General features: G+C 67.8%; 21 protein-coding genes, 1 pseudogene and 1 riboswitch. Of the genes and pseudogenes, 12 read left to right on the forward strand and 10 right to left on the reverse strand.

Translation table 11 applies throughout. The annotated features are described in order from the left end of the window. Positions 1-5 precede the first annotated feature (5 nt). Together AC0L6G_RS15275 and AC0L6G_RS15280 are read right to left on the reverse strand one after the other, a co-directional pair. Complete coding sequence (locus tag AC0L6G_RS15275; protein ID WP_291538371.1) at positions 6-695, reverse strand: Crp/Fnr family transcriptional regulator; 690 nt, start codon at positions 693-695, stop codon at positions 6-8. An 83-nt stretch (positions 696-778) separates the two neighbouring features. After that, positions 779-988 carry a hypothetical protein gene (locus AC0L6G_RS15280; protein WP_291538369.1) on the reverse strand — a complete coding sequence of 70 codons (210 nt, stop codon included), beginning with the start codon at positions 986-988 and terminating at the stop codon, positions 779-781. A gap of 162 nt (positions 989-1150) precedes the next feature. Between AC0L6G_RS15280 and AC0L6G_RS15285 the strand changes: the two genes are divergently transcribed. Then, complete coding sequence (locus AC0L6G_RS15285) at positions 1151-1822, forward strand: DsbA family oxidoreductase (RefSeq protein ID WP_473252574.1); 672 nt, start codon at positions 1151-1153, stop codon at positions 1820-1822. A 216-nt stretch (positions 1823-2038) separates the two neighbouring features. Here AC0L6G_RS15285 and AC0L6G_RS15290 read toward each other — a convergent pair whose 3' ends face one another. The 5 genes from AC0L6G_RS15290 to AC0L6G_RS15310 form a co-directional block, all read right to left on the reverse strand. Beyond that, on the reverse strand, positions 2039-2914 hold the full coding sequence (locus tag AC0L6G_RS15290) for a hypothetical protein (protein WP_473252575.1): 876 nt from the start codon (positions 2912-2914) through the stop codon (positions 2039-2041). Between the two features lie 696 nt (positions 2915-3610). Further along, the gene (locus AC0L6G_RS15295) at positions 3611-5908 is read right to left on the reverse strand and encodes a P-loop ATPase, Sll1717 family (RefSeq protein ID WP_473252576.1); all 2298 of its coding nucleotides are present in this window, start codon (positions 5906-5908) and stop codon (positions 3611-3613) included. Between the two features lie 56 nt (positions 5909-5964). Next, positions 5965-7836 (reverse strand): phosphomethylpyrimidine synthase ThiC, encoded by a 1872-nt coding sequence (thiC, locus tag AC0L6G_RS15300; protein ID WP_473253263.1) that lies wholly within the window; start codon positions 7834-7836, stop codon positions 5965-5967. Between the two features lie 140 nt (positions 7837-7976). Beyond that, positions 7977-8086, reverse strand: a riboswitch (TPP riboswitch). 16 nt (positions 8087-8102) lie between these two features. After that, complete coding sequence (locus AC0L6G_RS15305; RefSeq protein ID WP_291539742.1) at positions 8103-8489, reverse strand: hypothetical protein; 387 nt, start codon at positions 8487-8489, stop codon at positions 8103-8105. 5 nt (positions 8490-8494) lie between these two features. Further along, positions 8495-9325, reverse strand: coding sequence for a TIGR02587 family membrane protein (locus AC0L6G_RS15310; protein ID WP_293828343.1), 831 nt, complete (start codon positions 9323-9325; stop codon positions 8495-8497). A gap of 107 nt (positions 9326-9432) precedes the next feature. Here AC0L6G_RS15310 and AC0L6G_RS15315 point away from each other — a divergent pair, with 107 nt between their 5' ends. From AC0L6G_RS15315 to AC0L6G_RS15335, 5 genes and pseudogenes are all read left to right on the forward strand, one after another. Beyond that, positions 9433-10398, forward strand: a complete 966-nt coding sequence (locus AC0L6G_RS15315; protein ID WP_293828341.1) for a nucleoside hydrolase — start codon at positions 9433-9435, stop codon at positions 10396-10398. Continuing rightward, positions 10395-10877: pseudogene (locus AC0L6G_RS15320) on the forward strand (PfkB family carbohydrate kinase); the annotation flags it as partial. The gene AC0L6G_RS15315 and the pseudogene AC0L6G_RS15320, both read left to right, overlap by 4 nt. A 146-nt stretch (positions 10878-11023) precedes the next feature. Beyond that, positions 11024-11239, forward strand: a complete 216-nt coding sequence (locus AC0L6G_RS15325) for a PfkB family carbohydrate kinase (RefSeq protein ID WP_473252579.1) — start codon at positions 11024-11026, stop codon at positions 11237-11239. A 53-nt stretch (positions 11240-11292) separates the two neighbouring features. After that, on the forward strand, positions 11293-12528 hold the full coding sequence (locus AC0L6G_RS15330) for a hypothetical protein (protein ID WP_293828338.1): 1236 nt from the start codon (positions 11293-11295) through the stop codon (positions 12526-12528). Positions 12529-12616: 88 nt separating this feature from the next. Further along, a complete protein-coding gene (locus AC0L6G_RS15335; RefSeq protein ID WP_293828336.1) occupies positions 12617-15082 on the forward strand; it encodes a S9 family peptidase in 2466 nt (821 codons plus the stop codon). 216 nt (positions 15083-15298) lie between these two features. Here the strand turns inward: AC0L6G_RS15335 and AC0L6G_RS15340 are convergent, their stop codons facing one another. After that, positions 15299-16429: a zinc-dependent alcohol dehydrogenase family protein gene (locus AC0L6G_RS15340; protein WP_473252581.1), complete on the reverse strand. Its 1131-nt coding sequence runs from the start codon at positions 16427-16429 to the stop codon at positions 15299-15301. A 139-nt stretch (positions 16430-16568) separates the two neighbouring features. Here AC0L6G_RS15340 and AC0L6G_RS15345 point away from each other — a divergent pair, with 139 nt between their 5' ends. The 3 genes from AC0L6G_RS15345 (at position 16569) to AC0L6G_RS15355 (ending at position 18362) form a co-directional block, all read left to right on the forward strand. Then, positions 16569-17003, forward strand: coding sequence for an acyl-CoA thioesterase (locus AC0L6G_RS15345; protein ID WP_473252583.1), 435 nt, complete (start codon positions 16569-16571; stop codon positions 17001-17003). 56 nt (positions 17004-17059) lie between these two features. Further along, complete coding sequence (locus AC0L6G_RS15350; RefSeq protein WP_293828331.1) at positions 17060-17383, forward strand: Mpo1-like protein; 324 nt, start codon at positions 17060-17062, stop codon at positions 17381-17383. An 88-nt stretch (positions 17384-17471) separates the two neighbouring features. Then, complete coding sequence (locus AC0L6G_RS15355) at positions 17472-18362, forward strand: hypothetical protein (RefSeq protein WP_473252585.1); 891 nt, start codon at positions 17472-17474, stop codon at positions 18360-18362. Positions 18363-18435: 73 nt separating this feature from the next. Here the strand turns inward: AC0L6G_RS15355 and AC0L6G_RS15360 are convergent, their stop codons facing one another. Both AC0L6G_RS15360 and dusA read right to left on the reverse strand, forming a co-directional pair. Next, positions 18436-18942, reverse strand: a complete 507-nt coding sequence (locus tag AC0L6G_RS15360) for a 3D domain-containing protein (RefSeq protein WP_473252587.1) — start codon at positions 18940-18942, stop codon at positions 18436-18438. A gap of 335 nt (positions 18943-19277) precedes the next feature. Beyond that, positions 19278-20294, reverse strand: a complete 1017-nt coding sequence (dusA, locus tag AC0L6G_RS15365; RefSeq protein ID WP_291539758.1) for a tRNA dihydrouridine(20/20a) synthase DusA — start codon at positions 20292-20294, stop codon at positions 19278-19280. 177 nt (positions 20295-20471) lie between these two features. On the opposite strand from dusA, the gene AC0L6G_RS15370 reads away from it, so the two are divergent. Genes AC0L6G_RS15370 through AC0L6G_RS15380 form a run of 3 tightly spaced genes read left to right on the forward strand, consistent with a single transcriptional unit; the run spans position 20472 to position 24654 of the window. Further along, positions 20472-22568: a TonB-dependent receptor domain-containing protein gene (locus tag AC0L6G_RS15370; protein WP_473252589.1), complete on the forward strand. Its 2097-nt coding sequence runs from the start codon at positions 20472-20474 to the stop codon at positions 22566-22568. Further along, the gene (locus AC0L6G_RS15375) at positions 22568-23503 is read left to right on the forward strand and encodes an alpha/beta hydrolase (protein WP_293826265.1); all 936 of its coding nucleotides are present in this window, start codon (positions 22568-22570) and stop codon (positions 23501-23503) included. Before AC0L6G_RS15370 ends, AC0L6G_RS15375 begins: the two co-directional genes overlap by 1 nt. Next, complete coding sequence (locus AC0L6G_RS15380) at positions 23500-24654, forward strand: ABC transporter substrate-binding protein (protein ID WP_293826267.1); 1155 nt, start codon at positions 23500-23502, stop codon at positions 24652-24654. Before AC0L6G_RS15375 ends, AC0L6G_RS15380 begins: the two co-directional genes overlap by 4 nt. Positions 24655-24677: the final 23 nt, after the last annotated feature.

The following is a 24677-nucleotide window of genomic DNA, read 5'->3' on the forward strand; positions in this document are numbered from 1 at the left end:
CGGCGTCAGTCGTCGCCGCGGCGATAGCACTCGCAGGCGGCGCGCTCCAGGGCGCTGCGGTCCAGGACGGTGATGCGGCCGCGCGAATAGGCGATGGCCCCGGCCTTCTGCAGCCCCTGCGCCGCCTCGTTCACCGTGGTCCGCTGCGAGCCCAGCATCGAGGCCAGATACTCCTGCGTCAGGTTCAGCGTGTCGCCCTCGACCCGGTCGTGGCAGCGCAGCAGCCATTTGGCGAACCGCTGGCCCGCATGGTGCAGGGCGTTGCACGCGGCCGACTGCTCCAGCTCGCCCTGCAGCCGCGCCATATAGGTCGCCACGGCGTCGCGAACGCCCGGCCGTTGGGCCGACAGGGCGCGGAAGCGGCCCGCGTCCACGCGCCGCGCCCTGCCCGCCATCTGGGCCACGCTGCGGGTGTGGGTGTGGTGGGGCACGACCGAGGCGACCACGCCCAGGACGCCCTCGCGCCCGATCATCACGGTCTCCACCGTCCGCCCATCCTCCAGCACGGCCACCGAGGAGCAGAAGCCGCTGTCGATGAAGTGCAACTGCTCGACCGGGTCGTCCGGCTCGTTGAACACATGGCCCAGGTCGAACTCGACGGGCGTGGCGATCCCGAGAAGGGCGTCGCGGTCTTCGGAAACGAGACCCTGGATCAGCCGGTTTCCCGGCGGGAGGATGCGCATGGGTTCGCGCATAAGGCGATCTGTTCCTTCCGTCTGTCGGAAGCCGACACAGCGTAGCTGTATTTAGTGCGCGATCCTGGGGAAAAAGCCAGGGATTACCGGCGTCTGTACGGAACCGTGCAGTCGCGATCCACCCGCGCGACCAGCCGGGCGGCCTCGTGCACCTCGACCCCCTGGCACGAGGCGTGACGCAGCAGTTGTGCGCGGGCGGCCTTGATCGCCGTCTCGTCGTCGTCGCCGTCGAAGAAGTCGAGCACCGGCCGGCGGTCGGCCGCGTCGAAGAAATGGAACTCGTAGATGCGCAATGGACCCCCTCCCTCGAGATGAACCCTAGCCGTCCAGGCGGGGCCGTGTCTGTCGGATACAATACACAACCTATGGGGGTTGGTGCGGCGTTCTCGCCGGGCTGGCGTCCGGGCGGCCCCTTCCCATATGCGAGGCGACGCCCGCTGTTCCGAAAGCCCGACATGACCGACGCCGCCCCGCCCAAGACCCTGAAGATCGATTTCGTCTCCGACGTCGTCTGCCCCTGGTGCGTCGTCGGCCTCGGCGGGCTGGAGACGGCGCTGGAGCGGCTGAAGCCCGAGGGGATCGCCGCCGACATCGTCTTCCAGCCGTTCGAACTGAACCCCCGGATGGCGCCCGAGGGCGAGAACATCGTCGACCATATCGGCCGCAAATACGGATCGACCCCCCAGCAGTCCGCCGCCAACCAGGCCATGATCCGCGAGCGGGCGGGCGCCGTCGGCTTCGACATGCGGATGGGGCCGGACAGCCGCATCTGGAACACCTTCGACGCCCACCGCCTGCTGCACTGGGCCCAGGAGACGGCGCCCGAGAAGCAGAAGGCGCTGAAACAGGCCCTGTTCGCCGCCCATTTCACCGAGAACAGGAACATCGCCGACGCCGGCGTCCTGACCCAGGCGGCCGAGGCGGCGGGCCTGGACCGGGCCGAGGCGGCCGAGATCCTGGCCTCGGGCCGCTACGCCCAGGCGGTGCGGGCCGCCGAGGACCTGTGGCGGTCGCGCGGGATCAGCTCGGTCCCCGCCGTGGTGGTCGAGGGGAAATATCTGATCTCGGGCGGCCAGCCGCCGGAAGCCTTCGAACAGGCGCTGAGACAGATCGCGTCGGAAGCCTAGTCTTCGCCTTTCGTCATCCCCCGGCGCGCGAGCGCGAACCTGTCGCGGACGCGCATCAGCGACCCTGAAGCCGGGGTTGCGACCGCGCCTGCGCCCACGGCGCCGGCCCCCGTCGCGGCGCAGCGGACGGCGATCTGGGGTCTGGACTGAAGATCGGCGGTCATGACGACGGAATGGACCGGTCGGCGGCGGGTTCAAGCCCCCTTCGACGGCGCGTCAGGGCGGGGCCAAGGGCGGATCAAGCGGCGGATCGGGGGTTTCGGACCCCGCGTCGGGAAAAACACCGTCCGAATGGTGTGAATCGTGTGAAATCGGCGGCCGGTCCAGGGCGTCGAGCACCTCCAGGCTCTTTTCGATCAGGCGGCGGCTGGTCGGGTCGCGCGGGTTCAGGGCGGTCACGGCGCGGACCAGGGTGTGGACGGTGCGCGCCTTGGCCGCCGCGAGGGCCTCGGGGGCGGGGGTCTTGCCGGTCTTGGCGGGCTCGGCGGGCGGGCGGGACGCCGGTTCGGGGTCGGGCGTCGCCGGGACGGGGCTCGGGTCGGGGCTCGGGGGCGGGCTGGGAGGCGGCGTCGCATCGGCGGCGCGGGCCAGGTCCGACAGGCGGATGTGCAGCCGCATCCAGCCGGCGGCCTCGGCCGCCCGGCCGCCCAGGACGGCGCGGTTCAGCCGCACCAGGGCGTGGCGCGCCATCTCGGCGTAGTCCGGCAGGCCCGCCGCCGCCTCGGCCTCCAGATCGACCGGCTCGGGATCGGGCCGGTCGATGCGGCGCCAGCCCCCGGCCCTGGCGCGCTGGCGGAAGGTGGACAGGGCCAGGCCGTGGCGGGCGCACACCGTCTCGGCGGCGTCCCCGTCCAGATAGTCGTTCCGCGCCCGGTCCCAGACCGCCTCCGACACGCGGCGATAGCCGCCGCCCCGGTCATAGGGATCGCGCCCCGGCCGCCCGTCGTAGAGGGGCTGGGCCTCCTCCGGGCGGTCGACGAAGTCCGCGTCGGTCACGCGGCCGTCCCAATAGGCATAGGGCCGGTCGCCGTCCCCGCCCGACGCCTCGACGCCGAACGCCCGGCCCGGCCCGCCATCCTCATCCCGCTCCATACGCCCCTCCGACGCCGATCCGCCCCGGACGCGGGGCCGGGGCATTATGGGCGGCCCGGAAGGGGCGTCAGGTCGATTGTCCTTCGGCGCCGGAAAGACGAGGGAATTCAACGGTCGCAGCGACGGAAATAGGATGGCGGAGGCCGCGTTTGCCTCTTTCGTTATCCTCCGGCTCGCGCAGCGAAACCGGGGGACCCACCGTCATCCTCTGGCCAAGCGAAGCTTGGACCAGGGGAGGCGCCGAAGGCGATGCGTCCGCCGCACAATGTCGGATGCCGAGTTCGCGACAGGGTCGCGCTCCCGCGCGCCGCTGGGTCCCCCGGTCTGCGCCGCTGCGCGGCTTGCCGGAGGATGACGAAAGGAAAGAGCGCTTTAGGCCCGCTTTTTTCTCGGGCGCGCGGCGCATCGTCGGCGGTGACGAGATGACCCTTCCAGCCGGGCGGCGTGGGAGCGGGTAGGGAGGGTGGTTTTCAGCACGATGTCCGAGCGCGCTTCGACCAGCGCTGCAAGCCGCTCAATCACCAGCCGCCCGGCGGCGAGGTCGCGGGCCGGGCTTGAACCGGTCACGCCGCGCGCCACCTCGTCGGGATTGACGAACTAGAAGGCCTCGGCCCGCAGGAAGCCGTTGATGAAGGTGGTCTTTCCTGTCCCATTCGGCCCGGCGAGGAGCACGAGGGTGGGCATTACCTGCGTTCGCTAGTCGGCTAGGACAGCTGCCAAGGTTGGATGAAAGACGATGGCCTTACCAGATTCGCGGGCCATCAATGCCCGCATAAATGGGCGCTTAAATCCGGCTTCCGAAATAAAGGTGTTGCCTCGTGAGTTTTTGACACCGATGCAGCCCGTCCAAATCAAAACATCAATAGTTGGGTCAACTAGCTCAGGTTTGACTACTTTATTTAAAACTGCTTCTTTCAGGGTTTCCAATGATATGGCATCGCCAAACCCAGACAACTGAAACAGTAAATCCTGGGCATCGGGAACAATGTCAGCTAGTTCCCGGTCAAAGTCTTCTAGAACTTGCCATCCTAGTTCCTCAAGTCCGGATTCGTAATCTGTTTCATCAATTTGTTCGCGGTCAAACGCAAGTGCACGTTGTCTGGCGGTCTCAAATAGACGGATCAAATATCGGGGCCGCATTAGCGATGAATCCAGCAGAAAGTCGCGAGTGGTCTTACCCTGAACTCGTCCAACGCTGATTGATGACCATACGGCCTCAACAGGGAGTGTACGATCATCGACTTCGTTCATTAGACGGCGCGTAAACATGCGCCACAACAAGTCCCGGTCGCTCCACTCAACAGATCTTGTTGCCAATTTTCCGTAATCCGCCATCTGAGCGATAACAAATTCCTGGATGTCGCTTCTGATGAATACTGCCCACTGAAATGGAATTCCTTGCCTGTCGAATCGCCTGGAAATTTCTTGAAGGGATTCAATAAGGCCGACGATTATCGTGGCGTCATCTTCCGTAAATCCCCCTGGACTCCAGATTCGATCAATATTGTCGAATAGAAAAGCAACCGTTCCTTTAAGCTTTAGATAAGAGAATATCTCCGCGCGAATTGGGCCAATTTCTGAACCATAAACGATGGACAGGGTCTGTGAGGAATCAAGCACATTGACATCGCCCCCTACCTTTTCCTTGAATCGATCAACAATACGATCAGTCAGGCGACGTAAGCGCTCTGAGAAGTCGCCCGAGCCGGTGTCAACCCTAGCGTTGAATAGCGATTCCAGGCGCTCGTAGCGTATTAGGAGGTCGCTATCTCTGCTGGCTCGCATCTTGTCTTTCTCGAGGATTTTGTATGCAATTTCGAGCCAGAAAATATACTCCCAGAATGTGGCCAAAAACTCCTTCCGCGTTCCGGGTGATAAAGCAGAGAGAGCAAATTCTTTGAGTTTTAGAAGTTGATATCCCTCGGGTTGCAGGTCAACAACGATATTGTTCTTGTCAGATCTAATTCTGTCCCTAGATCTGATGAAAACGGCCGTTTTTCCACTGCCCTTTCTCCCAGAAAGGACGTTTACATCTCCCCGGATTGTAGCTGCGTATTCTTCAGTTTCTAGAAAGTAATCACTGAGAACGCCCATTTCGTTCTCCGCTGCGGGGTCTCCACAATAAACCTGAGAAAGAAGTCCCGACGGGGCGGGTTCAAATGCGGCGTACTCTAACGAGCTTGTATCAATCTCCTCCTTGAGACTCATAACGAGGCTGCCAATGTCCGAATTCTCGGATACCCGCGTAGATATTTCGTCTAGGTCTAGGGGTAGTCGGAGGTGGTTGGCAGCGATGAGCCGGAACGGGATGTCGAAGCCGCGCGCTAAGCCAATAACGAAAGCAGCCCGTTGGTTCTGCCGCTCCGCGTGGGGGATGTGTTCAGAATGCCAAGTCGCAATCACTCCAAATGAAGCTGCAACCTGAGAATGAGCCTCTGACGCCGTTAGCCGATCAACTTCTTTCGGGTTGAAGGTCCGAAACCTGAGCCTCGCCCGCTTCTTAATTGCGCTGGAGAGATTGATTAGCGAGTCTTCACTTAAAGACGGCTGCACGAAATAAAGTGGTTGAGCGTAGTTTTTCTTAGGTCGTGGCCAGCCAGAGGCCTTAGCCTCAGCATTTTTAAGTATTTTAACAAGTGACTGTTCGTCGCTATAAGAAGAGTGTCCGACATTGTGAAGCAGACCTATAGCTTCGACATCTGACCAATTGCTAGATATGTAGCGGACTAGATAGACTGGCTTACCCAGCGCGATTGCGTAGGCAATCTCAAACGTGACGTTGTGGTTAACGAACGATATATCCGCAAAAACAACATCCGCTTCTTCTACCCAACTTGCTACGCCACGGTCTATTGGTTGTCCCGATAGATCACGAGCCTTCCACGGCACAAAATGTGCATTGTCCGAAGATGCTTTTTTGCATGCTGAAACGATCGTGGACGAAATCAACGGGTCGGCACCAGCAAACGCGAAGAAAATGGTTTTAGTGGTCAACTGAGCCTCCCCGTGAGCGCCTATCGTGCCTGCTTAGGGTTGCGCGTCAAGGCAGATCACACCTTCACCTCCACCACGCCCCCACCTGCCCGGAACTTCGCGCTCATCTCCGCCATCCCGGCCTCCGCTTCGGCCAGCGAGCCGCCCGCGTCGTTCTGAGCCTGGGCGTCGCGGCGGATGTCCTGGCTGATCTTCATCGAGCAGAACTTGGGGCCGCACATGGAGCAGAAGTGGGCGGTCTTGTGGGCCTCCTTGGGCAGGGTGGCGTCGTGGTATTTGCGGGCGGTTTCGGGGTCCAGGCCCAGGTTGAACTGGTCCTCCCAGCGGAACTCGAACCGGGCGCGGGACAGGGCGTCGTCATGCAGGCGGGCGGCGGGGTGGCCCTTGGCCAGGTCGGCGGCGTGGGCGGCGATCTTGTAGGTGATGACGCCGTCCTTGACGTCCTGACGGTCGGGCAGGCCCAGATGCTCCTTTGGCGTGACGTAGCAGAGCATGGCCGTGCCAAACCAGCCGATCATGGCCGCGCCGATGGCCGATGTGATGTGGTCGTAGCCCGGCGCGATGTCGGTGGTCAGCGGCCCCAGCGTATAGAAGGGCGCCTCGTGGCAGTGCTTCAGCTGCTCGTCCATGTTCTGCTTGATCTTGTGCATCGGCACGTGGCCGGGGCCCTCGATCATGACCTGGCAGCCCTTGGCCCAGGCGATCTTGGTCAGCTCGCCCAGGGTGCGCAGCTCGGCGAACTGGGCCGCGTCGTTGGCGTCGGCGATCGAGCCGGGGCGCAGGCCGTCGCCCAGGCTGAAGCTGACGTCATAGGCCCGCATGATGTCGCAGATGTCCTCGAAATGCTCGTAGAGGAAGCTCTCCTTGTGGTGCGCCAGGCACCATTTGGCCATGATGGAGCCGCCGCGCGAGACGATGCCGGTGACGCGGTTCGCCGTCAGCGGCACGAAGGGCAGGCGCACCCCCGCGTGGATGGTGAAATAGTCGACGCCCTGTTCCGCCTGTTCGATCAGGGTGTCGCGGAACACCTCCCACGTCAGGTCCTCGGCTATGCCGCCCACCTTCTCCAACGCCTGATAGATGGGGACGGTGCCGATGGGGACGCTGGAGTTCCTGATGATCCAGTCGCGGATGTTGTGGATGTTGCGGCCCGTCGACAGGTCCATGACGTTGTCGGCGCCCCAGCGGGTGGCCCAGACCAGCTTGTCGACCTCGTCGTCCACCGAGGAGAGGACGGCGGAATTGCCGATGTTGGCGTTGATCTTCACCAGGAAGTTGCGGCCGATGATCATCGGCTCGACCTCGGGGTGGTTGATGTTGTGCGGGATGATGGCTCTTCCCCTCGCGATTTCATCGCGGACGAATTCGGGGGTGACGTAGTCGGGGATGCTCGCCCCGAAGCTCTCGCCATCCCGCTCGGCGCTAACGCTCGCGACGCGGTCGCTCGCTCCTTGAGCGCCTACGCTGGCAGGGTTCCGGCGCCTGAGGTTCTCCCGGATCGCGACATATTCCATCTCGGGCGTGATGATCCCGGCGCGGGCGTATTCGTACTGGGTGACGGGGCGGCCGGGGACGCCCTTGAAGACCTTGTGGTTCGAGACGTCGAAGCGGGGGGCGAGGTGTCTGCCGCTGGCGTGGCCGTTGTCCTCGGGCTTGACCTCGCGCGGGTTCGCCACGGGGGCGATGTCGCCGCGATCCAGCTGCCACGACGACTTCACCTTCGGCAGGCCGCGGGCGATGTCGATGGTCACGGTCGGGTCGGTGTAGGGGCCTGAGCTGTCATAGATCGTCACCGGCGGCTCGTTGGCGCTGGGGTGGACGGCGACCTCGCGGAAGGGGACGCGGATGTCGGGATAGAGTTCGCCCGCCACATAGACCTTCTTCGATCCCGCCCGTTCGCCGGTCGGGATGGCGCCGGTCTCCTTCATCACCTGCTCGCGGGCGTCCTTGAGGGCGAGATCGACATTGGGTTCGTGCGGTTCGGCGGGCGGGGTGACGGCGATGTTCATGGCGGCCTCTGTGCAAAAGAGGTCCGCCGACGTCGGGCGCGAGGGTCCTGTGGCTCGAGGACCGAAAGCGTTACTCATCCCTTCGCCGGCATGACCCGGATCAGGTTCGACGGGTCAGAGGAGAAACCTCTATCTCAGCCGCTCGATTGCGACCCCCCGGAGAACGCGCCCAGCATAACCCAGGCTCAGGGCGCCGACCAGCCCTTGACCGAGACGGACGCCGCGCGCGGATCGGCGTCGAAGCGCAGATAGGCGACGGCGTGGCCGTGGCCGGGGACGTAGTCCAGGGTCGCCGTGGCCGTCTGGTCGCCCAGCACCCCCTCGATGTCGACGGCGGCGGCCGTGTCGTCGCCGTCGTTCTGGACCCGCACGGTCGCCGCCTGGCCGGTTGCGGTGGACTGGACCGCGACGATGCGGGCGCTGAGGGCGGGCGGGGCCGGGGGCTGGCAGGCCTCCCACACCACCACGGCCACCGCGGCCAGGGTGACGGCGGCGCCGACCCCGGCCATGAGCCATTGCAGGATCGGTCGCGGGGCGTGGGACTTGGCGCGGGCTGTCTTGCTGGGGGGCATGGCGGTCAGACCAGGAGGCGGGCGGCGGCGGCGCCGATGGCGGCGGGAAAGCCCAGGACGATCACGGTCTGGACCACGCCCGCGACCGAATGGCCGTCGATCCGCCCGAAGACGAACAGGGCGAACAGGCTGATCCCCAGGGCGATGGCGTAGCCGGGCAGGGTGAAATGCAGGAAGGCGGCGGCGGGACGGTCGGCCTCTTCCTGGCCGGCGAAGCCCGCCTTGAACACGATCAGGTGCAGCAGCAGGATCGACACCGCGACCAGGGCCAGAGCATGCGCCGGCTCCGCCTTGTAGGCGATCAGGATCATCTCCTCGGTCGGGGCGACGTTCAGGGCGAAGAACAGGGCGCCCGCCGCCATCAGGAACAGCTCGCCGACATAGGACGCCTCCTCCTCGTCCGTGTCGCCCCCGCCGTCGCCGCTGAGCTGACGCCGCGCCAGAAGCGCGCCCATGGCGCCGGGGACGGCCTGGAGCGCGACCATGCCCAGGGCCTCGCGCGGGGGCGCGTTCCATTCGACCACGCCGAACAGGATCAGAAGGGCCGAAGCGGTGACGAAGCCGACCGCCAGGGCGACGGCCGTGTCCAGCGCGTCGTTGACCAGGCCGCGCCGCTTCGAGAAACCGGCGTAATAGGACAGGCCGTACAGCAGCGGCAGGCCGGCGAGGATGAAGGCCAGCAGCCGCCAGCGGTTCATGATCACGCCCTGCTCCCACATCTCCATCGTCATCAGCAGCGGAATGCTGAACACCAGAGCCCCGGCGAAGGCCCGGCCCAGATCGGCGACATAGGCCCGCTCGCGGCGAAGATCCAAAAGACGGGCGGCGGCGCTCATGACGACGGCAACGCTTGGAACGGACGTTGGCTCCCCCGCCGGTCGCGGCCGCGAAAGGGGCGCGGTTGCGGCTTGCCGCGCGGCGCGGGCGCACCTAGTCATGGGTGGTGCCTGCCCAGTCCCTGATCATCGATTGCGACCCCGGCGTGGACGACGCCGTGGCGCTGTTCCTGGCCTTCGCCGCGTCCGAGCTGGAGGTGCTGGCCGTAACCACGGTCGCGGGCAACGTCCCCGGCCGCCTGACCCAGCGCAATGCGCTGATCGTACGCCAGATCGCCGGGCGCGAGGACGCGCCGGTGTTCGGCGGGGCGGAACGGCCGCTGAAACGGCCGCCGGCGGGGGCGGGCGCCTTTCACGGGGCCGAGGGACTGGGCGACCTGGAGCCGTTCGAGCCGACGGGCATCGTCGGCGACGGGCCGGCGGCCAACGCCATCGTGGACCTGGTCATGCGCCGGCCCGAAGGGTCGGTGGCCATGGCCGTCCTGGGGCCGATGACCAATCTGGCCCTGGCCATGCGGCGCGAACGGCGGCTGGCCGAACGGCTGGGGCAGGTCGTGGTCATGGGCGGGGCGCGCAGCGAAGGGGGCAACGTGACGCCTTCGGCCGAGTTCAACGTCTGGGCCGACCCGGACGCGGCGGCGGTGGTGTTCGGATCGGGCTGCGACGTGGTCGCCTTCGGCCTGGACGTCACCCATCAGGTGCGCGCGACCGAGGCGCGGATCGCCGCCGTCGAAGCCGTCGACAGCGCGGCGGCGCGCGCCACGGCGTCGATGCTGCGGTTCTCGCAAAGGGTCGAGCGCGAGATCGTCGGCTGGCCCACGTCGGACTGGGGCGCCCCCCTGCACGATCCCTGTCCCATCGCCTGGCTGATCCGGCCCGAACTGTTCCAGACCCGGCCGTGCCGGATCGAGGTGGAGACGGCGTCGGACCTGACGCGGGGCCATACGGCGGTGGAGTTCCGGGTCGATCCGGCGACGGCGCGCCACCGCTGGGCCGTGGCGGCGGACGCGCAAGGGGTGTTCGACCTGATCGTCGAGACGTTGAAGGATCAGGCGCGAGGGACGGGGGCATGAGGATCACCGTCGTCGGCTCGATAAACCTGGACCTGGTCGCCACGGCGCCGCAGCTGCCTGCGCCCGGCGAGACGGTGACGGGGGCGACCCTGGCGCGCCATCCCGGCGGCAAGGGCGCCAACCAGGCGCTGGCGGCGGAGAAGCTGGGGGCCGAGGTCTGTCTGATCGGCCGGGTCGGCAACGACGCCATGGCCGGCGAGGCCCTGGCCCTGATGGAGGAGATGGGCGTCGATCTGTCGGGGGTGGAGGTCGATGTGGCGGCGCCGACGGGCGTGGCCCTGATCGCTGTCGATCCGTCGGGCGAAAACCAGATCGTGGTGGCGGCGGGGGCCAATCACGGGGTCACGCCCGAACAGCTGCCGCAGCGGATCGAGGGGGCGCTGATCGTGCAGCTGGAGCTGCCCGTCGAGACGGTGGAGGCGGCGGTCGGCCGGGCGACCGGCTTCGTCTGCGCCAATCTGGCGCCCGCCCGGCCGGTGTCGGAGCGGTTGCTGCGCCGCGCCGACCTGATCGTGGTCAACGAGACCGAGGCCGCCTTCTATGGCGACGGCCTGCACCGGGGCGGCGGCCGGGTGGTCGTGACCAAGGGCGCCAGGGGGCGGCCCTCTATCAGCGCGGCGTCGAAATGGCCTGGGCGACCCCGCCCGCCGTCGAGGCCGTGGATGCGACGGGGGCGGGCGACGCCTTCGTGGCGGCGATCGTCGTGGCCCTGCTGGAAGGGATGGACCCGGCCGAGGCGCTGAGGTTCGCCTGCGCGGCGGGGGCCGTGGCGGCGACCCGGCCGGGGGCGCAACCGTCCGCGCCGGAGCGGCATGAGGTGGAGGCGCTGCTGACGGGTTGACGGCCCTGACGCAAACTGTCGAGATGTCACCTCAGGGTTGTGTGGGGCGGTGTATGCTGACGAGACGGTTTCTGGGACTTTCGCTGGCGGCGACGGCCGCGATGGCGGGACGGGCGGCGCGCGCGCAGACGCCGCTGACGGCGGTCGACCAGTATCAGGCCGAGGGGCGTTATCTGCCCTTCTATCTGGATTTGAAGGCGCAGTTCGAAGCCGGCGACGAGAGCGCAAAATACTATCTGCCCTGGTTCGCCGCCTTTGTCGGAGACGAGGCGATCGCCATCGGGTTGGACGAGCGAACCCGGCCTGCGGACGCTCTCCTGCCCGATCTGGCCGGAGCCGAGGCCGAGGATGCGCTGGAGGTCATCGTCCGGGCGGCGGCGGACAAACAGGTCGTTATCCTGAGCGAGGCGCACAATATCTCGGGCCATCGCGGTTTCGCGGCGCGGGTCATGCGGGCGCTGCGGCCGCTGGGCTTCGACACCTTCGCGGCCGAGACCTTCGGTGGGATGGGCGGCTATCGCGCCGGCGCGCCCTTGAACTCGCGGTCGGGCTATTACACGGCTGATCCCGTCTATGCCGAGACGGTGCGCGAAGCGGCGACCCTGGGCTATGTCTTCGCCGATTATGAGCAGAGAGCGGACCAGAGGGCGCCCGCCGACTCCGCCATTGACGCGCGGACGACCGCGAGGGAAATCGCCCAGGCGCAAAACCTGATCGAAACCGTGCTGAAGCCGCGCCCCGAGGCGCGGGTCCTCGTCCAGTGCGGCTATATGCACGCGACAGAAGTCGAAGGCGCCGGGGGGCTGTGGTTCGCCGGACAGTTGAAGGCGGCGACGGGGATCGATCCCCTGACCATCGATCAGTCGAGCAATTGGCCGGCCACCCGACCCGAGGCCGATACGCCGGAGACGGCGGCCGTGCTAGCGCGGTTCGCCCCGACGCGACCGATCGCGGTGTCCAGGGACGGGCGGGCATTCGCCAATCGCCTGTTCGACGGCCGGATCGACATCAGCGTCTTCCATCCGCGTCTGCCGACGGTGGCGGGTCGGCCCGGCTGGCTGGCGGCCGATCCGGCGCGGACGGCGGTCGAGGTTGCGGTTCCGGCCTTCGAGGGGCCAGCCCTGCTGCAGGCCCTGCACATGGGCGAGGGGGCGGCCATTCCGGCGGATCATCTGCTGCTGGAGCCGGGGCAGGCGAACGCGACCCTATTGCTGCGCCCCGGCCCCTATTTCCTGCGGCTGGAGACGGTGCGAGGGATCGAACCGGCATATGGGACGGTGACGGTTTGATTGGCTATGTAATATTATAACTCTTCGAGGGGTTGCTGCGGGCTTCGCCTTGCCGCTAGGCTGGCCGAAACCTGTGGGGATAATGACGATGATGATGCGTGTGCGTGGGGCCGGGCTTGTTCTGGCGGCGGTGCTGTTGGCTTCGACCGCAGGGGCGGCGTTAGCCCAGAACGCGGCGCCGGCTGCAGGGCCGATGGTCTATCAGCAGCCGCCCCAGCCGATCGCGGACATACTGGACGCCAAGCCGACGCCGTCGCCGATGCTGAGCCCGGATCGCCGGACCCTGGTGCTGATGGATCGGTCGAACCTGCCCAGCATCAAGGCCCTGGCCGAGCCGATGCTGCGGCTGGCGGGGGCGCGGATCAACCCCCGGAACAACGGACCGGCCGAGAGCCGGGTGGCCTGGCTGACAGGGCTGAGCCTTCAGGCGGTGGATGGGGGACAGCCTCGCGTCGTGGCCTTGCCCGACGGCGCGCGGTTCACGGCGCCGCGGTTCTCGCCGGACGCCAAGTCGCTGGCCTTCGTGATGGATCGGCCGACGGGGCTGGAGCTGTGGGTCGTGGACGTGACCTCGGCGCGGGCCAGGAAGCTGACCGAGCCGGTGGTCAATATGACGGGCGGGACGGGCTATGAGTGGCTGCCCGACAGTTCGGGCCTGCTGGTCGAGGCGGTGCCGGCGGGACGCGGTCCGGCGCCGGACGTGACGGCGGCGCCGACGGGGCCGAACATCGAGGAGACGGCCGGGCGGGTCGCGCCGGTGCGGACCTACCAAGATCTGCTGTCGAACCCCGGCGACGAGGCCCTGTTCGACCATTATTTCACCAGCCAGCTGACGCTGGTTCCGCTGAACGGCCGGGCGCGGACGATCGGGGCGCCGGCGGTCTATCTGGACGCCTCGGTGTCGCCGGACGGGAAATACATCCTGAACGAGATCGCCAAACGGCCCTATAGCTATGCGGTGCCGGACGACCTGTTCCCCACCGAAATCACGGTGACGGACCTGGACGGGCGGGTGGTGCGGACGGTCGCCGACCTGCCGCTGAGGGACGACGTGCCCACCGCCTTCGACGCCGTGGCGCCGGGGCCGCGTTCGGTGGGCTGGCGCGCCGATGCGCCGGCCACCCTGACCTGGGTCGAGGCGCTGGACGGGGGCGATATCCGGCGCGAGGCCGAGTTCAGGGACCGGGTGTTCATGCAGGCCGCGCCCTTCACGGCCGAGCCGGTCAAGCTGATCGACCTGAAGGAGCGTTACGCCGGGATCGTCTGGGGCAAGGACGACCTGGCCATCGTCAACAGCCGCTGGTTCAACACCCGCCACGAGACGCGCTTCACGGTCGATCCGTCCAATCCGGGCCAGGGCCGGGTGCTGCTGGAGCGGAATTATCAGGCGCGCTACGACAACCCCGGCCAGCCGGTGACGCAGCCGAACGCGGCGGGGCGTTCGACCATCCGCTTCACCCCCGACGGCAAGATCCTGATGTCCGGGGCCGGGGCGACGCCGCAGGGCGAATTCCCCTTCCTGGCCGCGATGGACCCGGCGACCGGCCGCAGCGAACGCCTGTGGACCTCGGCCGATACGGATTACGAGGCGGTGGTCGGCTTCCTGGATGCGGACGGCAAGCGGGTGGTGACGCAGCGCGAGACGCGGCTGGACCCGCCCAACCTTCAGATCCGCGACCTGGCGACGGGCCAGACGACGCGCCTGACGAACTTCCCCGATCCGGCGCCGCAACTGGCCGGGGCGACGCGCCAGCTCGTGACCTACGAGCGGGCGGACGGGGTCAAGCTGTCGGGGACGCTGTATCTGCCGGCCGGCTACGACAAGGATCGCGACGGGCCGCTGCCCATGCTGATGTGGGCCTATCCGGCCGAGTTCACCGATGCGGCGGTGGCGGGCCAGACGGTGGACGTGCAGAACCGCTTCGTGCGGCCGGGCGGGTCCAGCCACCTGTTCCTGCTGACCCAGGGCTATACGATCTTCGACAACCCCTCCATGCCCATCATCGGCAAGGACGGGGCCGAGCCGAACGACACCTATGTCGAGCAGCTGACGGCCGACGCCCAGGCGGCGGTCGATGCGGTGGTGCGGATGGGGGTGGCGGACCGCGACCGGATCGCCGTGGGCGGCCACAGCTACGGCGCCTTCATGACGGCCAACCTGCTGGCGCACACCGATCTGTTCCGCACGGGGATCGCGCGGTCGGGCGCCTATAACCGCACGCTGACGCCGTTCGGCTTCCAGTCCGAGCAGAGGAACTATTGGGAGGCGACCGAGGTCTATACCGAGATGTCGCCCTTCACCTATGCCGACAAGCTGAACGAGCCGATCCTGCTGATCCACGGCGAGGCGGACGACAACTCGGGCACCTTCCCCATCCAGTCCGAGCGCTTCTATGCGGCGCTGAAGGGGCTGGGGGCGACGGCGCGCTACGTCACCCTGCCGCTGGAGGCGCACGGCTACCGCGCGCGGGAATCGGTGGGCCACACCCTGTGGGAAATGACCCGCTGGCTGGACCAGTATGTGAAGAACGCGCCGCCCAGGGCGGGCCGTTAAAGGGCGTTCATCACAACGGGCGCGACGAGGCCACGAAGGACACGACGGGACCGGACGCGCGTGGGCTTCCGGTTCCTCTGTTCAGGCGGTGGGTCGATCTGCGGCTTCGCCGCCGCAGGCCATAGGGACGTTACGAACCGGCGCGCCTCCGTCGTGTTCGCTGTGACCTCGCCGTGGTCGTTGTGACGCCCTTTTTCCAACGGCGCCGATAAGGCGTCACGGCCGGACGATCAGCCGCACCACCTCGCCCGCGTGAAGGCGGTCGAAGCCCGCGTTGATGTCGTCAAGCGCGATGACGCCGCTCATCAGACGGTCCACCGGCAGGCGGCCCTGGCGATACAGGGCGACGTAGCGGGGGATGTCGCGGCTGGGGACGCAGGTTCCGATGTAGGAGCCCTTCAGGGTGCGCTCCTCGCCGACCAGGGAGACGACGTTGACGGCCAGGGCCGCGTCCGCCGGGGGCAGGCCGGCGGTGACGGTGGTTCCGCCGCGCCGGGTCATCGTCCAGGCGGCCTCCAGCGCCCGGACCGAGCCGGCCATCTCGAAGGCGAAGTCGGCGCCGCCGTTCGTCAGGGCGCGGACCTGATCCACCGCATCGGGGGCGGCGCCGTTGACCGTCTGGACGGGGCCGAGGGTGCGGGCCAGGGCCAGTTTGTCTTCGGACAGATCGACGGCGATCACGGGGCCGGCGCCCGAGGCCAGGGCGCCCAGGACGCTGGCCAGGCCGACGCCGCCCAGGCCGACGACGACGACGCTCTGGCCGGCCTTGACGCCGGCGGTGTTCACCACGGCGCCGACCCCGGTCAGGACCGCGCAGCCGAACAGGGCCGCCTCCTCGAACGCCAGGTCGGGGTCGATCTTCACCAAGGACCGGCGCGAGACGACGGCGTGGGCGGCGAAGGCGGAACAGCCCAGGTGATGATTGACCGGCCGACCCTCGCGGAAGATGCGGCGGGCGCCGGACAGCAGCTCGCCCCGGCCGTTGGCGGCGGCGCCCGGCTCGCACAGGGCCGGACGGCCCCCGGCGCACGGGTCGCAATGGCCGCAGGACGGCATGAAGACCATGACGACGTGGTCGCCGATGGCGAGGTCGTCGACGCCGTCCCCCAGCGCCTCGACCACCCCGGCGGCCTCGTGGCCCAGGGCCATCGGCAGGGGGCGGCGGCGGTCGCCATTGACGACGGAAAGGTCCGAGTGGCACAGGCCGGCGGCCTTGATCGCGACCAGCACCTCGCCGGGGCCGGGCGCGTCCGGGGTCACGGTCTGGACCGACAGGGGGCGGCTGTCCGCATAGGGAAGGGCAGAGCCCATGCGGGACAGGACGGCGGCGCGGGTTTCAAGGCTCATCGGACTGGCCCCTGGGCGCTGTCGGTCAGCGCGTTCGTGATCGAAGCCCTATCGATAGACGCTTGACGCAAGGTCGTCCAAGCGAGAGCGTTCGAGGTCGAGAGCGACCGACCAGACGTCGCCAGGGAGAAGACGACCGATGCCCAAGAGGGATGAAGGCCCGCTGGCCGAACGCGCGACCTACAAGGCCTATCACATGGTCTCCACGCGCTGGGCCGACAACGACCAGTACGGCCATATCAACAACGCCAAATTCTACGAGTTCGTGGATTCGGCGGTGAACGCCCATCTGCTGATCGCCGATGCGCTGAACGAATCCATCGGCCTGGTGGTCGATTCGGGCTGCCGCTACACCTCGTCGCTGAAGTTCCCTGACGTGATCGAGGTGGGGATCAAGGTCGACCGCATCGGCACCTCCAGCGTCAGCTACGGCTTCGCCGTGTTCAAACGCAGCGTCGACGTTCCCGCCGCCATCGGCCATTTCGTCCACGTCTATGTCGACGCCGAAACCCGCCGGCCCAAGCCGCTGCCGGCCAGGCTGAGGGCGGTGGTGGAGAACCTGAAGGCGGGCTGACGGGCGCGGACCATGGCGTGCTTGCCACCGGCCCCGTCCAGGCGCACCCTCGGGTCATGAGCACGCCAAGCGCACCCGAGGGTCGATACGCCTCGTTCGAGGCCTTCTATCCCTATTACATCCACGAACATTCCAACCGGACGTGCCGGCGCATCCATGTGGTCGGGACGGGTCTGGTGATCCTGGTCTTCGCCGTCTTCCTGGCGACGCGGAACCCGTGGTGGCTGCTGGCCATGCCTCTGGTCGGCTACGGTTTCGCCTGGGTGGGGCATTTCTTCTTCGAGAAGAACCGGCCGGCGACGTTCAAATATCCGCTGTGGAGCCTGATGGGCGATTTCCGCCTGTTCTTCGAGACCGTGACGGGGCGCCGTCGGTTCTGAATCGCCGGTCTCGATTTCAAGCTGCGCCGTTATCCGAAAACAATTAAGGTGCTCCGTGCGGCGGTTCGTCGCTGCTGGAGGGAGCCCCATGAAATCCATCGCCGCCATCGCCGCCGCGTGCGTCCTGCTGGCGCCCGGCGTCAGCCTGGCCCAGAAGGGCGCGGCCAAGCCCGACTTCACCCTGGACCCCAACTATGGCTCGGTGCGGCTGGAGACGGGTTTCACCCCCGATCCCTGGACCAAGTCGATCCTGGCCGGCGGATCGGTCCCCACCTCGGCCGCGCGTTCGGGCTGCGAGGGCAAGGTCAGCGCCGCGCCGGACCTGCGGCTGGACTATCAGGCCGGGACGCTGGACTTGACGGTGATGGCCACGGCCAGCGAGGATACGACGCTGCTGATCAACGGCCCCGACGGCCAATGGTATTGCGACGACGACAGCGGCGGCGGGCTGAACCCCAAGGTCCTGATCTCCGACCCGCAAAGCGGCCGTTACGACATCTGGGTCGGCACGTACGATGACGACATGGTCCAGTCGACGCTGCAGATCAGCGAACTGGGCGGGTCCAGCAGCGCCTCGACCGAGGCGCCGAACACCGAACTGGAGCCCAACTACGGCAAGGTCAATCTGAGCGGCGGCTTTACGCCCGACCCCTGGACCAAGTCCATCCTGGCCGGCGGCTCCATCCCGGCCTCGGCCGCCAAGCCCGGCTGCGAAGGCAAGGTCAGCGCCGCGCCCGACATCCAGATCTTCTTCGAACCTGGAGACGCCGACCTGACCTTCCGCGTGCGCGCGTCGGAGGACACCACCCTGTTGATCAACACCCCGAACGGCCGCTTCTATTGCGACGACGACAGCGGCGGCGGCGTGGACCCCAAGGTCACGATCACCAATCCGCAGAGCGGCCGCTACGATATCTGGGTCGGCACCTACGCTGACGGCATGGTCCAGTCGACGCTGGAGGTGTCGGAGCTGGATTGAGGCCGTTCGCGATCAGACACGAAAACGCCGGCTGACCGTTCAGGTCGGCCGGCGTTTTTCATGGCGGGCGGGATCAGTTGGAGGCGGTGGTCCAGGCCGGGGGGCAGCCGTCGAAATCGCCGGCGTCCACGATGGTCAGGGTGCGCATGTTCAGGCGGCGCGCCTGGTTCATCGAGCCGCGGCCGTGGCCGGTGTAGAGGTCGATCTTCTGGCCCTTGATGGCGCCGCCGGTGTCGGACGCATACCAATAGCCGTCGTGCACGGTGCCGTCGGCCAGGCGCATCCCCACGGTCTCGCGGATGAACAGCTTGGTCCGGCGCGGAATGACGCGCGGATCGACCGCGACCGTGCGCATGGCGATCGGGCGGCAGCCCAGGGAATCGTTGCCCGTCGCCCCGCCGCCGCCGGCGTGGTAGAGACGGGCCGAGGCGCGCCAGTCGGGATCGCTGGCCATCAACTCGGTCTGTTCGGCGTTCAACGCCGTTTCTTCGGCTTCGGAACTGATCGTTTCGGCAGGGGTTTCAACCCTGACCTGATCCGCCGCGACAGCGACATCGTAGGGGACGGGCCCGTTCGTCATCGACGACAGGGCGGTCCAAAACATGGCGAGAGCAGCGGACGCGCCGATCATAGGCTTGGCTCAGGAAGCGCCGGCTCCCAACGCCGCCGGCGCGCACTTTGTCGCGTTAACTTGTGGCGAGAAAGCGGCGAACGGCCCGAACGCGCGCCGTGTTACCGTTTGTTTCCGTGCTAGATGATTGAAAACAATACGGGATTTTACCGGATCGCGCGGCCGGTCACGCGGGCTCGGCACGCGCATTGGGCCCCTCGAATCGGAGATTAAGGCCGATCTGGACGACCGGCGGGACCTTTTCTTCCGTCGATCCCGCCCTGATCTCGGCCCTTCCGACGGCTCTAGGCGGCCCGGTCGCGCCGCGCCTCGGCCTCGCGCACGGCCTCGACGGCCCGGTCCAGCACCTCCAGCCCCGCGCCCGGCCGGATCGCCTCGACCGTCAGGATGCGCCGGAAGGCCCGGGCGCCCGGCCGGCCGTGCATCAGACCCAGCATGTGCCGCGTCATCGCCGACAGGGCGACGCCCTCGGCCAGGCGTGCGGCCATATAGGGGCGATACCGTTCGATCGCCTGCAAGGCGTCGATGTCGGCGACCGCTTCGCCGAACAGCCGCCGGTCCGCCTGACCCAGGATGGCCGGCTCGTGATAGGCCGCGCGGCCCAGCATGACCCCGTCCAGCCGCACGCCGTCGGCCTCGGCCAGCAGGGCCTCGGCCGCGTCCAGAGACGCGATCCCCCCATTGATCGACACGTTCAGATGCGGCCGCTCGCGCTTCAATCGGCGCACCAGCCCATAGTCGAGCGGCGGCACGTCGCGGTTCTCCTTGGGCGACAGGCCCTGTAGCCAGGCCTTGCGCGCATGGACGATGAAGACCCTGATCCCGACGGCGGCGCAGGCGTCCGCCGTGGCGAACAGGCTGACCTCCGGGTCCTGGTCGTCCACCCCGATGCGGCATTTGACGGTGGCGGGCGCGGCGACGGCCTCGCGGATCGCCGCCATGCATTCAGCCACAAGTTCCGGCTCGCGCATCAGACAGGCCCCGAACCGTCCCGACTGGACCCGGTCGGACGGACAGCCGACATTCAGATTGATCTCGTCATAGCCGAAGGCCTCGCCGATCCGGGCGGCCTCGGCGAGTTGCGCCGGATCGGACCCGCCCAGTTGCAACGCCACCGGATGCTCCAGCCCGTCGAACCCCAGCAGCCGTTCCCGGTCCCCATGCACCACCGCCGGCGCCGTCACCATCTCCGTGTACAGCAGCGCCCGCCCCGTCAGCGCACGATGAAACGCCCGGCAATGCCGGTCGGTCCAATCCATCATGGGCGCGATGGAGAGTCTGCGGGATTGATCGAGCGACATGTGTTGAGGCGGGCCGAAGGCGGGAGCGGGGTCGCTGTATAGGCCAAAGCCTTCGCAAACGCGATGAGGCGCGCAGGTTCGCCGGCTTCCCTTCGAAGCCTCCTCGCCTAGGACGATATGGCGTCTTGCTTTTGAGAACCAGTCGCATTACGAGCGGCTGGTTTTCAGGGATATGTCATGCGCCGCCGTCTGCTCCTCGCCACCGTCTTCGCCCTCGTCCCCGTCGCGGCCTTCGCCCAAAGTCAGGGTCAGGGCCAGGGCCAGGGCCAGGATCAGGCTCAGGCGCAGCAACCGGCCGCCCTCGAGGATGTCGTCGTCACCGCCTCGACGCGGGCGCAGCGGGTGGTCGAGGCGCCGGCCTCGATCTCGGTGGTGACGGCCGAGACGCTGGCCAATCGGCCGAACGCCGACCTGACCGATGCGCTGCGCGACGTCGAGGGCGTTTCGGTCAGCGGCGCGTCGAACAATCAGGACATCTTCATTCGCGGACTGCCGGGCAGCTACACCCTGATCCTGGTGGACGGAAAGCGCCAGTCGACGCGCGACAGCCGGGTCAACGGCAACGCCGGTTTCGAGCAGAGCTTCACCCCGCCGTCGGGCGCCATCGAGCGGATCGAGGTGGTGCGCGGGCCGATGTCGTCCCTGTACGGCTCCGACGCCATCGGCGGCGTGATCAACATCATCACCAAGAAGGTGCCCGCCCGCTGGGGCGGCTCCATCGGCGGCGACTACGTGGCCCAGGAGGACGGCGCCTCGGGCGACTGGCGCCAGGCCCAGGGCTATCTGGCCGGGCCGCTGGTGGACGGCGTCCTGGGCGCCCAGATTTGGGGCCGCAGCTACACGCGCGACGAGGATCACATCCTGGGCGGCGTCAACGGCGGCGAGGACTGGAACCTGACCGGCCGCCTGGCCTGGACCCCCAATGCGGACCACGAGGTGCTGCTGCAGGTCGACCGGACCGAGGTGAAGCGCGAGAACACCGCCGGCGCGACCCTGGCCGCCACGGCCGCCTCCAACTACAACACCAACGAACGCACGGCCGCGTCCCTGGGCTGGAACGGTCGCTGGGACTGGGGGACCAGCGCCCTTTCGGTGCTGCGCGAACAGACCCAGCGCGAGACCTTCACTCGCCGCGCCGGCGCCTTCGTCCAGGACGCGCGCGCGCCCGAACTGACCAACACCGTCTATGACGCCCTGTTCAACATCCCGCTGGAGGGGTCGCCGCTGGGCGATCATCAGCTGGTCGTGGGCGGCCAGTATGTCGAGAACAGGCTGGTCGACCTGAACCCCGGCGTCAGCGCGACCCAGCCGGGAACCTTCACCGTGTGGCAGCGCGCCCTGTTCGTCGAGGACGAATGGCGCCTGAACGAGCGTTTCGCCCTGACCGCCGGCCTGCGTTTCGACGATCACGAACGCTACGGTTCGCACTGGAGCCCGCGCCTGTATGCGGTCTGGACCCCGGCCGAGGCCTGGACGATCAAGGGCGGCGTCTCGACCGGCTTCCGCGCGCCCGAACTGCGCCAGGTGGCCGAAGGCTACGCCTACACGACCGGCGGGGCGACCTGCTCGGTCGGGCCGAACGGCACCTGCGGCGTCATCCTCGGCGACCCGGACATCGAGCCGGAAACCAGCACCAACTACGAGATCAGCGTGCTGTGGAACCCGTCCACGACCCTGTCGGCCAGCGCCACCGTCTTCCGCACCGCCTTCAAGGACAAGATCGACAGCGCCCTGGTCTACAATCAGGATGGAACCATCGCGCGCTGGAGCGAGAACCCCAACTACCGCCTCTACTATTGGTACAATCTTCAGGACGCCGATCTGCAGGGCGTGGAACTGTCGGCCCGCTGGCGGCCCGACAGCCGGCTGGGGCTGAAGGCGGGCTACACCTACACCGACTCCGAACAGAAGTCGGGGACCTACAAGGGCCTGCCGCTGTCGCGCACGCCCGAGCACATGGCCAACATCCGCGCCGACTACGACGCCAGCGACCGGCTGAACCTGTGGGGCGCCGTCAACTACCACGGCGAGGAGCTGAACGCGGGCCTGCGCGTCGGTTCGAACGGCCAGCCGATCTTGAACGGCGCGACCCAGGTGGGTCGCCGCTACCCCAGCTACACCACCGTCGACATCGGCGCGAACTGGCGCGTGACCCCGGCCGTCAGCGTCAAGGCCGGCGTCTACAATCTGGGCGACGAGGCGATCGACGTCGCCGACTACGACTTCCAGGGCGACGGCCGCCGGGGCTGGATCGGCGTGAGCTACAGCTTCTGATGCGCCGCACCCTGCTCGTCGCCGTCTGCGACCTGGCGGTCCTGGCCGCGGCTCCCGCCCTGGCCCAGCCGGCCCAGGCCGCGCGATCGGAGCCGACCATCGCCGAGATCGGTTCGGTCCATTATCGGTTCGAGCGGCTGTCGGTCACGTCCGAGGACGGGGCGCGCGTCTATCGCATCTGGGTCGCCACGCCCAAGAAGGCCGCCTCGCCTTCCGGCTATCCGGTCGCCTGGCTGCTGGACGGCGACGCCGCCCTGGCGCGGATCGACGAGGCCCTGCTGGCGCGGCTGGACGTCGGCGATCCCCCCGTGATCGTCACCGTCGGCTACGAAGGCGACCGCCAGTTCGACGTCCTGGCGCGGGCTTTCGACTATACGCCGCGCCCGTCGGGCGACGCCCCGGCCGTCGATCCCGCCGGGCGGCCGGGCGGCGGGGCCGACGCCTTCCTGACCCTGCTGCACGACCGCATCGGGCCGGAAGTCGCCCGCCGCGTCGCCGTCGATCCGGCGCGCAGCCTGATCTGGGGCCATTCCTATGGCGGACTGTGCGTGCTGCACGCCGCCCTGACGCGGCCCGACGCCTATCACGCCTTCGTCGCGGCCAGCCCGTCCCTGTGGTGGGGCTATGGCGCGGTGCTGAAGGAGGCGCCGGCCTTTCTGGCGCGGCCGTCGCGCCCGGCCATGACCCTGACCCTTCTGGTGGGCGAGGACGAGGCTCAGGGCCGGTCGTCGCGTCCGCACCTGCATCCGATGTGGACGTCCGTGCCCGTCGGCGCGACGCGCGACCTGGCGACGCAGTTGACGGGGGCGGGGGTCGATGTCCGCTATGGCCAGATGCCGGGCCAGGGGCATGGCGGAATGCTGGCCGCCTCCCTGATCCCGACCCTTCTGTCCCTGGCGGGCGTCGCCCCGGCACCCGGAGAGCCCCTGTCATGAACGCCTCGCCCCCTTGCGTCTTGTCGCGCCGGTCCGCCCTGTTGGGGCTTTCCGGCCTGTCCTTGGGCGGCCTGTCGCTGCTGGCGGCGTGCGGGCCGGTCGACGAGGCGGCGTCCGCCTCGGACCTGAAGGACCTGCGCGGCCGGCCCGTCCAGCCCCTGGCGTCGGGCCGGAAGATCAGCATCGACGACGGCCGTTACCTGATCGCCCTGGCCCTGATCCATCCCGATCCGGTGTCGCTGCTGTCGGCCTGGGGCGGGGACGTGAACCGGATCAGCCCGGATATGTACAAGGCCTTCGTCGACAAGTTCCCGGCCCTGGCCGCCCTGCCCAAAATTCCCCGTTCCGGCGAACCCTTCAACCTGGAGGCCGTGCTGGCGGCCCATCCGGCGACGGCGGTGGTGTCGATCGATTCCGGTCCCAGCGACGAACAGGCGGCCCAGCTTCAGGCGGCGGGCGTGCCGGTCGCCTTCATCGACTTCTTCAACCATCCGTTCGAGAACCAGGCCCGCAGCCTGGCCCTGCTGGGCGCCTTGATCGGCCGCGGCGAACAGGCCGCCGCCTTCAACGCCTTCAAGAAGGCCCGCCTGGACGCCATCTCGGCCAAGGTGGCGACCGTGCCGATGGACCGGCGGCCGACGGTCTTTCTTGAACCGCACGCCATGATCACGCCCGACTGCTGCAACTCGCCGGGGCGGGGCAATGTCGGCGACTACATCGCCTTCGTCGGCGGGCGCAACATCGGCGCGGACGTGCTGACGGCGCCGACCGGAAAGCTGAACCTGGAATATGTCATCCAGCGCGACCCGGACGTCTATATCGCCACCGGCGGCCCGCACCTGGCCAAGGCCGGCGGCTTCGTCGTGGGGCCAGACTTCACGGCCGAACAGTCGCAGGCGGGGCTGCGCCGCGTCACGGGCCGTGCGGGCATCTCGACGCTGAAGGCGGTGCGTCAGGGGCGCGCCCACGGCCTGTCGCATCAGCTGATCAACTCCCCCATCGACATCGTCGCCACCGAGGTCCTGGCCAAGTGGATTCATCCCGAACTGTTCGGCGATCTGAACCCGCGCGCCACCCTGGACCAGATCAACCGGCAGTTCCTGGCCGTGCCCTATCGCGGCGACTACTGGGCCGACCTGACGCCCGCCTGATCCATTCCCCCGAAGACCGAAGA

This window comes from Brevundimonas sp. D3-1P, assembly GCF_055809335.1.

Bases quoted from the DNA above. Each gene is read 5' to 3' on its own strand.
- AC0L6G_RS15350 (WP_293828331.1), top strand. From the start codon at position 17,060: ATGAGCACGCCAAGCGCACCCGAGGGTCGATACGCCTCGTTCGAGGCC.
- dusA (WP_291539758.1), bottom strand. From the start codon at position 20,294: ATGTCGCTCGATCAATCCCGCAGACTCTCCATCGCGCCCATGATGGAT.
- AC0L6G_RS15370 (WP_473252589.1), top strand. From the start codon at position 20,472: ATGCGCCGCCGTCTGCTCCTCGCCACCGTCTTCGCCCTCGTCCCCGTC.
- AC0L6G_RS15345 (WP_473252583.1), top strand. From the start codon at position 16,569: ATGCCCAAGAGGGATGAAGGCCCGCTGGCCGAACGCGCGACCTACAAG.
- AC0L6G_RS15380 (WP_293826267.1), top strand. From the start codon at position 23,500: ATGAACGCCTCGCCCCCTTGCGTCTTGTCGCGCCGGTCCGCCCTGTTG.
- AC0L6G_RS15305 (WP_291539742.1), bottom strand. From the start codon at position 8,489: ATGCCCCCCAGCAAGACAGCCCGCGCCAAGTCCCACGCCCCGCGACCG.
- thiC (WP_473253263.1), bottom strand. From the start codon at position 7,836: ATGAAGGAGACCGGCGCCATCCCGACCGGCGAACGGGCGGGATCGAAG.
- AC0L6G_RS15335 (WP_293828336.1), top strand. From the start codon at position 12,617: ATGATGATGCGTGTGCGTGGGGCCGGGCTTGTTCTGGCGGCGGTGCTG.
- AC0L6G_RS15360 (WP_473252587.1), bottom strand. From the start codon at position 18,942: ATGACGAACGGGCCCGTCCCCTACGATGTCGCTGTCGCGGCGGATCAG.
- AC0L6G_RS15330 (WP_293828338.1), top strand. From the start codon at position 11,293: ATGCTGACGAGACGGTTTCTGGGACTTTCGCTGGCGGCGACGGCCGCG.
- AC0L6G_RS15310 (WP_293828343.1), bottom strand. From the start codon at position 9,325: ATGAGCGCCGCCGCCCGTCTTTTGGATCTTCGCCGCGAGCGGGCCTAT.
- AC0L6G_RS15325 (WP_473252579.1), top strand. From the start codon at position 11,024: ATGGCCTGGGCGACCCCGCCCGCCGTCGAGGCCGTGGATGCGACGGGG.
- AC0L6G_RS15375 (WP_293826265.1), top strand. From the start codon at position 22,568: ATGCGCCGCACCCTGCTCGTCGCCGTCTGCGACCTGGCGGTCCTGGCC.
- AC0L6G_RS15340 (WP_473252581.1), bottom strand. From the start codon at position 16,429: ATGAGCCTTGAAACCCGCGCCGCCGTCCTGTCCCGCATGGGCTCTGCC.
- AC0L6G_RS15285 (WP_473252574.1), top strand. From the start codon at position 1,151: ATGACCGACGCCGCCCCGCCCAAGACCCTGAAGATCGATTTCGTCTCC.
- AC0L6G_RS15290 (WP_473252575.1), bottom strand. From the start codon at position 2,914: ATGGAGCGGGATGAGGATGGCGGGCCGGGCCGGGCGTTCGGCGTCGAG.
- AC0L6G_RS15355 (WP_473252585.1), top strand. From the start codon at position 17,472: ATGAAATCCATCGCCGCCATCGCCGCCGCGTGCGTCCTGCTGGCGCCC.
- AC0L6G_RS15275 (WP_291538371.1), bottom strand. From the start codon at position 695: ATGCGCGAACCCATGCGCATCCTCCCGCCGGGAAACCGGCTGATCCAG.